At 57.3% G+C, this 10,834-nt stretch carries 8 protein-coding genes and 1 pseudogene; 5 read left to right on the forward strand and 4 right to left on the reverse strand.

The features are described from left to right. Positions 1 to 14 precede the first annotated feature (14 nt). Positions 15 to 1,601 carry an ABC transporter substrate-binding protein gene (locus tag AC2FPW_RS20870; RefSeq protein WP_496815224.1) on the forward strand — a complete coding sequence of 529 codons (1,587 nt, stop codon included), beginning with the start codon at positions 15 to 17 and terminating at the stop codon, positions 1,599 to 1,601. Between the two features lie 1,043 nt (positions 1,602 to 2,644). Here AC2FPW_RS20870 and AC2FPW_RS20875 read toward each other — a convergent pair. From AC2FPW_RS20875 to AC2FPW_RS20885, 3 genes are read right to left on the reverse strand one after another with little or no spacing between them, the layout of a single operon-like run. Next, a complete protein-coding gene (locus tag AC2FPW_RS20875) occupies positions 2,645 to 3,634 on the reverse strand; it encodes a CobW family GTP-binding protein (RefSeq protein WP_496815226.1) in 990 nt (329 codons plus the stop codon). A gap of 4 nt (positions 3,635 to 3,638) precedes the next feature. Further along, complete coding sequence (gene gntH, locus AC2FPW_RS20880) at positions 3,639 to 5,105, reverse strand: guanitoxin biosynthesis MBL fold metallo-hydrolase GntH (RefSeq protein ID WP_496815228.1); 1,467 nt, start codon at positions 5,103 to 5,105, stop codon at positions 3,639 to 3,641. Further along, positions 5,102 to 5,344, reverse strand: coding sequence for a hypothetical protein (locus AC2FPW_RS20885; RefSeq protein ID WP_496815229.1), 243 nt, complete (start codon positions 5,342 to 5,344; stop codon positions 5,102 to 5,104). Before AC2FPW_RS20885 ends, gntH begins: the two co-directional genes overlap by 4 nt. A gap of 108 nt (positions 5,345 to 5,452) precedes the next feature. Between AC2FPW_RS20885 and AC2FPW_RS20890 the strand changes: the two genes are divergently transcribed. Both AC2FPW_RS20890 and AC2FPW_RS20895 read left to right on the forward strand, forming a co-directional pair. Beyond that, positions 5,453 to 6,814, forward strand: coding sequence for a tetratricopeptide repeat protein (locus AC2FPW_RS20890; protein WP_496815231.1), 1,362 nt, complete (start codon positions 5,453 to 5,455; stop codon positions 6,812 to 6,814). 25 nt (positions 6,815 to 6,839) lie between these two features. Next, positions 6,840 to 7,089, forward strand: a pseudogene (locus AC2FPW_RS20895) (transposase); the annotation flags it as partial. A 467-nt stretch (positions 7,090 to 7,556) separates the two neighbouring features. On the opposite strand, the gene AC2FPW_RS20900 reads toward AC2FPW_RS20895, so the two are convergent. Continuing rightward, complete coding sequence (locus AC2FPW_RS20900; RefSeq protein ID WP_496815232.1) at positions 7,557 to 8,870, reverse strand: cytochrome-c peroxidase; 1,314 nt, start codon at positions 8,868 to 8,870, stop codon at positions 7,557 to 7,559. Positions 8,871 to 8,962: 92 nt separating this feature from the next. On the opposite strand from AC2FPW_RS20900, the gene AC2FPW_RS20905 reads away from it, so the two are divergent. Continuing rightward, the gene (locus AC2FPW_RS20905; RefSeq protein WP_496815233.1) at positions 8,963 to 9,868 is read left to right on the forward strand and encodes a LysR family transcriptional regulator; all 906 of its coding nucleotides are present in this window, start codon (positions 8,963 to 8,965) and stop codon (positions 9,866 to 9,868) included. A 175-nt stretch (positions 9,869 to 10,043) separates the two neighbouring features. After that, complete coding sequence (locus tag AC2FPW_RS20910) at positions 10,044 to 10,583, forward strand: DUF4142 domain-containing protein (protein ID WP_496815235.1); 540 nt, start codon at positions 10,044 to 10,046, stop codon at positions 10,581 to 10,583. Positions 10,584 to 10,834: the final 251 nt, after the last annotated feature.

A 10,834-nucleotide genomic window follows, 5' to 3' on the forward strand; every position in this document is an offset into this window, starting at 1 on the left:
ACGGGGAAGTCACCATGAACGAACATATCAAATATCTGGCAAAACAGGCAGCGCTTGGCAAAATGCCCCGCCGTGAATTTCTTGGGAAGGCGTCCGCCTTGGGGCTGGCTGCTGCAACAGCCAATCTGGCGATGTCGTCAGCGGTCAAAGCCGCTGGTCCACAAAAAGGTGGCACCATTCGCGTTGGCATCCAGGGCGGCGGCACAACTGACAGCCTTGATCCTGCGACCGCCGCAAACTCAACCGCTAATATGGTCGCCCGCCTTTGGGGTGAGACGCTCTTGACGCTTGCACCTGATGGCGGCCTTGAGCCCAAGGTCGCAGAAAGCTTTGAGGCTTCTGCCGACGCAAAAACGTGGACGTTCAAGATACGAGACGGCATCACCTTCTCAAACGGTCAGCCCGTCACTGCCGAGGATGTTCTACAGACCATTGACCGACACTCGAACGAAGAGACCAAATCCGGGGCGTTGGGCTTGTTGCGCGGTATCGCAAATATGCGAACGGATGGCGACCTGTTCATCGTCGAGCTGGAAGCGCCCAATGCGGACCTTCCATATCTGCTTTCGGATTATCATCTCGTCATTCAGCCTGGCGGCGGTAAAGAGGACCCAGCAGCTGCAATTGGCACCGGTCCTTATGTTTTGAAAGCCGCCGATATGGGTGTGCGTTTCGTGGCTGAACACAACCCCAACCATTGGGATGACACGATTGGTCATGCCGGCACGATCGAAGTGATTGTCATCAACGACAACACCGCACGAGTCGCGGCGCTGCAATCTGGTCAGGTTGACATGATTGACCGTGTGCCGCCCCGTACTGCACGTCTTGTTGACCGCGCGCCCGGTATCACGGTGCGCTCTACGTCTGGCGCAGGTCATTACGTGTTTATCATGCACGTCAATACCGCGCCGTTCGACAACCATGATCTGCGTATGGCCTTGAAATACGCCATCAATCGTCAGGAAATGGTGGACAAGATCCTCTTCGGCTACGGCTCTGTGGGCAATGACACACCCATCAACAGCTCTTATCCCCTCGCAACTGAGTTCGAACAGCGCGAATACGACCCGGACAAGGCAGCGTTCCACTTCAAGAAATCGGGTCATAGCGGGCCGGTCACGCTTCGGTCGTCCGAGAACTCGTTCCCCGGCGCATTGGATGCGGCCGCGTTGTTCCAGCAGTCCGCAGCTGCCGCGGGCATAACGCTGGACGTGAAGCGCGAGCCCAATGACGGCTACTGGTCTGAAGTTTGGAACAAGCAACCTTTCTGCACCAGTTACTGGGGTGGCCGTCCGGTTCAGGACCAAATGCTGTCCACAGCATATTTGTCCACAGCGGATTGGAACGACACCCGGTTCTTCAACGAGCGTTTCGATCAAATCGTCATCGCAGCGCGCGCCGAACTCGATGATGCGAAGCGCAAGGAAATATACGCAGAAGCCTCAGCGTTGATCCGTGATGATGGTGGTCTGATCTGTCCGATGTTCAACGACTTTGTCGGTGCGACTTCAGATCGGATCAGCGGTTGGGTTGACGATCACAAGGGCTTTGACCTGATGGATTTCCGCGCACCGTTGAAGATGTGGGTCGCCGCTTAACGCGCGGTTTTCGGGTTTGACCATGAACAGGCGCAGTTCTTGTCCCGAACTGCGCCTGTTCTATTGCGAGTCGAACCAGCGTTTCAAAAGAAATGGCACGTGTCGGGCATTGATCGGCATCCCATGCCCTGGCGAGAGGAACTACGACTTGAATAGAGCCGCTGCGGGTCTGATCCGATCCGCGCTGGTAAGGAGGGCTCAAGGATCACTTACTGTGAGTGCCAACCCGCAGCGACTGAGCGCATGTAAGAGTTGCAAACTGACACGTAAGGGGGAAGAAAACGCCGTCTGACGTCACTTTTTGAGCGATTAGTCGAAAAATCAAATCGCTGCTTACGTTTGCGTAAACTTCTTAATGGCCACAACAACTGAATCGACGTTGCGTCAATAAAACGATACGCGAAAAGCGCGAGAAGATACTCATCGCGACAACTGTTTATCACGAAGTCAGGCCAACTCCTGCTCGGTTGGTTTGGCACTGCTGCGCCGCTCATATTTCTCCACTGCCAACGGATGTCTTTGGCATCTTTCTCGCCGTGGCTCCGCTTGGCTCGGGGTTTCTGTCTCATCTCCACTCCTTGGTGGCAACGATGTGCCAGAAACCCTCTCTTATCAAATCGACCTAAATTGTCCCATTGGCGCTGACTTCAGACAATCGTGTTCGATATGCATTTCATCGCGCATCATTCGGCCCCCGCGTATTTGATGGTGGACGCTGATGAACTCGTCGCGTTGGGGCGTAGTTCCCGGTACAAACGCTGAACAATGTGTTCTACAATCCGCGTCGAAAGCACTCAGCACTGAGCTGGAAAAGCCCGATCGCCTTCGAACGGAAAGTGGCTTAAACGAGCACTTGGAGCGGCACGAAAACGTGACAGGTCCATCTCGGTGTTGGCCCTATGTTTTGCGCTTCACTAAAAAGCTTTGCTTTGAGTTTACAGTTAAAGGGGCGGGAAGTGTGAATTCGCTGCGATCTCAACGAAGGTCCGGTTCGCTCTTTTCGACGGTATTTGGCAAGGTAAACGCGGAAAGAGTAGTCTCCTTTATGCCACTTCGAGGAACACTCTTCCCAAGGTGTCTTCCGAAACGGCCCCGGGCGCACCGATCGCGACCAGACGAGTTTCCGGCTTGCGCGTTCCCCACTTCTCGTCCCGGGCAATGTCGATACGCTTGCCGACGACTTGAACGACAATACGGTGCTCCGGGTCTTCCTCGCTATAGACAAACCCTTTCACCCGGTAGACCTCACCGGGCAGTCCCTTGATTGCGTCTCGCAGGCCGGAGAGATTAACGGGAAGATCCGAGCGTAGCATCGTGGTCGAGAACTTCGCCGCGTGGTTATGGTGATGCTCATGTTCGGGGCAACCGCAGCCTGGGCCATGGGCGTGGTCAGGCACCTCCGCATCCAGTTGCTCGGCGGAAAAGCGTCCGACCGAGAGCAGGATGTCAAGCGGCACCTCCGCGTTGACTGCTTCCACCAGCCTGTAGCAACGGAAGCGCGATCCCAGCCAGTCATGGACTTTCTGGACCGTCTCGCGCTCCACAAGGTCAACCTTGTTCAGGATCACCATGTCCGAGAATGCAATCTGGCGCAGTTTCAGTTCCATCTGCTCGGGTGAAGCAAAGACCTGTTCGGCATCGACGAGGCACATGATGCTGTCGAGTCGGATCAAGTTGCGGAACCGATGGTCTGTGAATGCCATGGCGATGGAGGACGGATCTGACACACCGCTGGCTTCCAGCAGGATGTATTCCGGCCGCTCCGGGCGTTGGAGCACCGCTTCGACCGTCTCGATCAGGTCATCTCGGATCGAGCAGCAGACGCAGCCATTCGCGAGGCTCATCACGTCGTCTTTGACACCGACCACGAGGTCGGCATCGACGTTGATAGAGCCGAAATCATTGACCAGGACAGCGACGCGCAGGCCGTGGTTTCCAGTCAAGATCCGGTTCAGGAGGGTCGTCTTACCGGCCCCGAGGAAGCCGGTAAGAATGGTGACAGGGACAGCGGATGTCGAACCGAACTCGATCATTCGATCACTCCGACTTTTTCTTGCGGTTCGGGATGACATCATCGACCTTGATCGTGAAGTCGCTCGGCCAATCCGGTGCTGGAGCTCGGAACACATCCGCCGGATAATACGCCTTCGGATCGATCTCCATATCCCGGTATTTCTGATCCTGCTGGTCCGCGCGAGTCAGGCGTGGTGCGGGCGGCTTGATTTCGTCCGGCAACGTGATTTTGCCCGCGGCTTCCAGCTTAGCGAGTTCTCGGAATGGCGCGACCGAGCCGGATTTGCCCGGCAGCACGGCCTTTCGGTACCAGAGCGCGTCCTTCGTTACGTTGACGACGGCGACGTCGAGACCCCAGGCAAACAGACCGTCGTAATGGGCCCGGATGCCTGCCAGCATCTCGGCGTCGATATCCTCGTCCTGGGTGTAGTGCGTGACCATCGCAATGCGCGGACGAGCTTCGGCCATGATCTTGCCGACGGCATAGTGGGACCTGTGATGCGTATCGATCGTGTAGTTGAAAAGTTCCTGCGGCAGGCCGTATTTGTACGTCATCAACTGCCCGATATCCTGCCCGGACATTTCCGTCACGAAGACATCGACGCCTTTGCCGTATTCGAGGCTGAGTTCATCCGGGCGGCCATCGCCGGTCCAGACGAAGCTGAGGCCGTTCCAATCGAGGCGATACCCCACGGCGCCGTCCTTGGCATGGTTGCGCGGCCAGGAGCGGACCGTGACACCGTCTTCGTTATAGACGATGCCGCCCTCCTTGCGGAAATCGAACTCGTTTACCTCGATCTCGTAACCGTCGCCAATGGGAAACACGTCGAATGCTTCCAGATGCCATTTCAGCATCTGTTTCATCCCGTTCACCATGCCCTGGGTTCCAAGTTCGGGGGTCCGCCCGGAGGGACCATGAATGCGCAGGGGGGTGTAGCCGCCAGACCATGCGCGGAAGGGATAGATGTAGGGAATATCGGCGTAGTGATCGATATGCAGGTGGGAGATGAAGATGTCGTTGATCAACTGCCCTGGCACCTGCATGCCGATGATGTTGCGTACACAGCCGGAGCCGAAATCGAAGAAGAAGCGCTTACCGTTTCCGAGCTCGACCATGATGCAAGTGCCGGCCTGATCCTCGCGCGGTGGGAAGGGCGTCGAACCGCAAAAGGAAATCCGCATCTCGTCAGGGCCGAGTTCCTCGGCCAAGGGGAAATAGTTGGCGTTGGAGCCGGTCATGTATTTCGTCGGACGGAAATACTCTGGAAGTGTGATGCCGCCAGCGGGACGTCCCCCATAGGGATTAACCAGCGCCTCCCCCAATGGTCCTTCGCCCGGATGAGCTTGCGCGGCACCGCCAAAGCTGACCCCGCCAGCAACGACTGCCCCAACACCGACGCCTTTCAGTATGTCCCGGCGCGACGGATCCTGCGGCTGATCGGCCTCGATTTGGTTCGGGTGCTGCGGGTCGTCACGATGGTCTTTGGTCATTCAATTGTCCTCTGTTGGTCGGGAGTAGCGGAAATACGCCGAGTCTGACGTTCAATCTCGCGGACCATTTCCTTTCGGATATTGGCCCATTCAGCACGCAACTCAGGACTCAACGTTTCATCCTTCTCGCTTGAACAGGCCAATTCATAGTCTTTCAGGGCCCCCCTGAGTGACGGGTGATCCAGCGCAAGTGCGAAGATCAAATTGGCGAGATCAGGTAGATCGCAGCGAAGGGTCATGTTGCCTCTGGATTGGCGGTTGATGGCATGCGCACTGAACCCAAGGGTAACCCCGCATACTCGCCAGTCAGAGTAAGCTGGGGTAAGCTGGGGTTAGTTGGACGTAAGATGGTGGCGCGGGAAGTGGCGCAAGGCACTGAACAAAAAGAACTAACGTCTGAGTTCGTTGATCAGGCGCGCGCAGCGTTGACTAAGGTTGTTGAGAGCGATGTCTTTGCTACGTCGCCGCGTTTGAGACAGTTTCTGACCTACGTCATCGAGGAGACACTCTCCGGACACGGCGACCGCATTCGTGGCAAAGCCATTGCAGTGGAAGTCTACGGGCGGCGACTAGACGGCGATGGCGGCGGACTGAGCCTTGTTCGGGTCGAGGCCGGGCGCCTGCGGCGGTTGCTCCAGGAATACTATGAGGGCGAGGGATCAGAAGACGACGCCCGCATCCTCATCCCCTCAGGCGGCTACAAGCCTAAACTGACATTTGGACACACGCCGGGTTCGTTCTCCGAAAAGGTAAGGCCGAAGAAAGCTGAACCCAACGACGAACATCCCGCCTCCCGGAGATGGATGGCCGCGCTCGGAGTACTCGCTGTTGCGCTGATCACGGGTGGATTCTTTGCGGCAAATCTCCGCCACGAAGCAACTCACACCGCTACGGACAAAAGCAATGCCAAGCTCGCTGCGCTCAGGGAACGATCCATGGCCAGTGTGCAGGCGACCAATCTCGCCGAACAGGCGCGCGGAATGTTCTTCCCGCTCTTCGATCTGAAGCGCCAGGAGATTGCGCTCACCACGTTCCGGCACGCCATCGATCTCGACCCTGACCTACCGGGTGGATTTGCGGGCGCGGCACAGGTTTTGGCGCTTCTGGCCTATCTGTCCAATGACGCCACACGCGCATCCGATCTACTTGCCGAAGCACTCAGTATGGCAGAACAAGCCCTGGAACGCGGCCCAACTGATGGCTGGGCAAATGCTGCCATGGGCTGGACACTTGCGGTAGAAGGCAACACCGATGAAGCGCTGCGTCGAGCCCGAATGGCCGTTGACCTGTCGCCGGAAGACGGCCACGTTCTGGACCTGGCGGGCATCACGGCGCTCATTTCAAATGACCCCACATTCGCGGCAGAGGTCACCAACCCGGAACGCCGCCGCTTTGGAATCGGTAGGTTCGGCGCTAACAATATCTGGGGAGCTTCCCAGTTCATGCTTCAGGACTATCAAGCATGTATCGAGGCGTTCACCACGGCGGCCGAACGCGGCCAACCCGTGAGCGCGCCGAGCCTCATGATGCTCGCCGCGGCCTATTATGCGAACGGCGAACGCGAGGCCGCACGTCTAGCAATAGGCGAGATGCACCGGACTTGGCCCGGCTTCCCCGCCAACAATGTTGCCAGCCGTTTCTTCGAGCACGCACCGGAAACTCGATCCCGGGTTCTTGAAACCCTCGAGGCATACAAGCCGAAACTGTAGGACGGGCAACCCGGCTGGCATTGCCCGGCTCTGCGAAGAGGTGCATCTGAACCTCGCGTATCGATGGTTTTGCCGCCTTGATCTGACGGACCGTATCCCGGATCACTCGACCTTTTCCAAGAACCGGCACGGTCGGTTCCGTGAAAGCGATCTGCTACGCCATGTATTCGAGGCGACGGTCGCGCGCTGCATGGAAGAGGGTCTGGTTGGAGGTCAGGGTTTCGCCGTGGATGCCAGTTTGATCAGCGCCGATGTTCAAAAGCAGAACTCGAGCAATCCCGAAGACTGGGCGGCCCGAGAGATTTTACCCGCCAATGCACCGCCTCAGACTTCAACCCCAAGGCTCAGGCGCGACGAAAAAAGGTCGAAATGCTCTTCGCCCACCTCAAGCGCATCCACGGCCTCGGACGGCTCCGACTACGAGGCCCATGTGGCGTCCAAGATGAATTTACCCTCACATCCACCGCTCAGAACCTCCGGAAACTCGCAAAGCTTAAGCCCATGGTGCCCGTTGCTGATTGAAGTGACGGCTACGCTTTCGACATCTAAATAAAGTCAAAGCGATAGCTCAAACAGACCCGCCAAAATCAGAGAGTTTTTCAACAGACTCAGACCATAGTGCCTGATGCCGCACGCGTGACAAATGGCTGCGAACCTTATCAAGCCGTCTTCGTCGACGTAGAGGGTGGTGCCTTCCGGCCCGAGTACGACCTGCAAACTACGTTGGTTTGCAGTCGGTTCATTACTCGGGAATGGACTTTGCAGACAAAGAGCGAAGAAACGCGGCGATGTCGGAGACCTCCTGCTCACTCAACGCACGATCCCGGATCAGGGCCGTGTTTCGACCCGGTGTGGTGTCGTCGACCACCTGTGAGACCACATACAGGTCGTCCAGAGGATCGCTGCTGAGGGTGCGTCCGAGTTGTGAGACGGCCATGATGCGAATTGCTTCCTCAAGTTCGCCAACAGATCCGTTGTGAAAATACGGCGCCGTCAGAGCCACATAACGCAGCGAGGGGACGCGGAAACGCTCGGGCTTTCCGTCGACGAGCAGGCCATATTTGCTCAGGAACGGATTGTTCTCGCGGAAAACCGGGAAGGTGCGATATATGCCCAATGTCTTCTCGGTCCCCGCTGCCGAAAAAACCGGATCCATATGGCAGTTGCGACAGCCGATTTCGTCGAACAAGGCCATTCCGCGCAGGGCTGCCGGGGACAGGGCGGTATCATCCCCCCGGATAAAGCGATCATAGGGGGTGCCCGGGGTAATCAATGTTCTTTCGTAGGCCGCGATTGCCTTTGTGATGTGGGTAATGTTGATCACGCCCGAGCCCGGAAAGGCCCTGTCGAACAGCGGCCCATAGACAGGATCTTCCTTCACGCGCTGTTCCACAGCGGCGAGAGAGGGCATGGCCATTTCCACCGGGTTCACAAACGGCTCTTCGGCTTGATGTTCGAGCGAGCGGGCGCGCCCGTCCCAGAACAGTCGGCGCAGAAAGGCGGCATTCAGCACGGTTGGCGCGTTGCGATCGCCGACCCGCCCCTGGAAACCGGTCGAAAACTGGGCATTGTCGTCGCCGCCATCGGCCAGAGTGTGACAGGAGGCACAAGAGAGGCTGCGGTCCATCGAGAGGTTTTCGTCGTAAAACAGCACCCGGCCGAGTTCGATCTTTGCAGGCGTGGTTCGGTTGTTGCGTGGTTGGGGCGGCTCCATGGGTAGGGCGCGCCAGGTCCGAAACCCGGAAGGGCGGGCACTGACCGTTTCTTCGTGGGGTTCGCGTTGGGTGTCGGGGAGCAGATCATCAATTACCACTCTCGTCGCCGCCCCGGCCGCAGCCAGAGCCTGGCCGTCGACCTGAGACAGGACTGAAACGATCACGACTTTTATGCCGATCGACAGCACACCCATTCCCAATCCGCCCGACAACATGAGCCGAGCAGGGATAGACAAACCACTCCGTTTCCCAAGTTCGTTGGCAACCATGGCCAAGGCGGAAACCCCAACGAACAGCCCAAGGATAAGAGTTGGTAGAGTTGTGCTTGCTGTCGAGAACATTGGCTGCTCCTTTCTTGCAGAGAAGGATAGGAGTGCCTAGACTAATAGTGAAATTGATAGACTTTATCATACTTATAAGAAATGGAAATAAAATGAAGCTCCGGCAACTTGAGTTCATCCGTGAAATCGCGCGCACAGGGTCGTTCAGCCATGCAGCGGACATTTGCAACGCAACCCAGCCAACCCTCTCGAATGCGGTCGTGCAGTTGGAAGAGGAACTCGGTGCCAAAATTTTTCAACGCACGACGCGATCGGTCGATCTGACACCTTTCGGGGGGTACATCCTGCCCTACCTCGAAGCCGTTCTGGATGCGCGTAGCGAAATGGAGAAAGCCTGTGAAGCCTATCTGCACCCTGAACACAAGATTCTGCGGATCGGCTTGTCTCCGTTGGTGGACATGGCGCTGCTCAATGATGTTCTTCAGCCCTACAGGCAGGACAACCCGGACGTTGCCATCTATTTCAAGGAATGCCTGATTGATGACCTGGGCGAGCGTTTGGCGAGCGGCTCCGTAGATCTCGCCGTGGTGCCTCGTGACATTGTGGAAACCGGCTGGGACCATCTGCGGTTCTACGCGGACCCGTTGTTTTATATCCCAAGCGATGGGGCTGATGTTCCGACCCGAGGCAGCATCGAGATTGCAATGCTACCGGATGCTCCGATCATCATGACTGGCGGTGGGTGTGGCTTGAACCGTTCGCTTGAGCGGTTGTTTGGTCAGAACGCCGAGAACTTCACGCCCTATCCGGGGGCCGCGATAAGCTACCCGGTGATCGAGCAATGGACCGGGATCGGGGTCGGCGCGGGCATTCTGCCGTCCGCGAAGCTTTCGATTGAGAAGGACCGCGCGCTCCTGCTCCTGGCACATGATCGATCTCCCGCAAGTTTCGATTTTCATTGGGCCTGGAAGCCCGATCTTGCCATGCCGCCCCATGTGGTCGCGCTGCACGATCACATCCACAACCGCGTCCCAAAGCTTGTTCAAGGCAGGGGGTAAGTGCGGACATGTCTCGGGTGAGTGCAAAGATTGAGCCGCCTATCCAACCGGATAACGACACCCTCGGGGCGATCCTATAGATTCTGCAAATAAAAAGATCAGAAAATAAAATTTCTCTATTATTCGAGGGAATGGAATCCTGTGCGCATCAAATGGCTTTGACAGGAGAAAAAACATGCCTTTGAAACAAATGCAGACAATGATCGCCGTGGCGGCAATCGCCCTGTCGGGCACGGGCGCCATTGCGGATGGTCTGAGCGACGCCGAAATCATCGGTATCTATTCCCAGGTCAACAGCTTCGACATCGAAACCGCTCTTCTGGGCGAAGTCATGGGACAATCGGAAGAGGTCCGGGCCCTTGGAAAAATGGTCTCGAGTGACCATTCCGGTGTGCGCGCCGGTGTCCACCAGTTGGCGAGCGAGTTGGGGATCGTGCCCGTGCTGCCTCCGGCGCGGATCGAAGCGGCCATGGAGCATGACAAGGTAATCGAGACCTTGCGCGCCGCGGGCCCCGACGGATTTGACGCAGCTTACCTGACGCATGAAGTCGCCTTTCACCGTTCTGCAATTGCGGCGGTCGAAGGGCTGCTGTTGCCCGAGGCGGATACGCCCGAGCTGAAGGAGCATTTCAAAGCGGTCCTGCCCGCTTTCGAGCACCATCTGCAGGCCAACATTGAAGCCGCAGAGAGGCTGGGTGTTGAGATAGCAAAATGACCTGGCTCTTGAGAGGCTGCCTCGCAGGATGCGGCCTCTCGGAAACAAGGGGGCGCCTCTTGATCCGTTCGATCGGGGATCATTCCGTCGGAGCATCACGTAGCATTAATGAATGCCCTGTTAGTCAATCCACCCAGATCGTCCTTTTTCCGGTGCTAAGGATCGATAATAAAGTGATCCTCCCCCTCTGAAGTGGTCCGCCGTTATGGTTAAGAAAACGGAGGAACCACATGGCGAACAAGCGACCGAAG

The organism is Ruegeria sp. SATB027 (assembly GCF_059613825.1).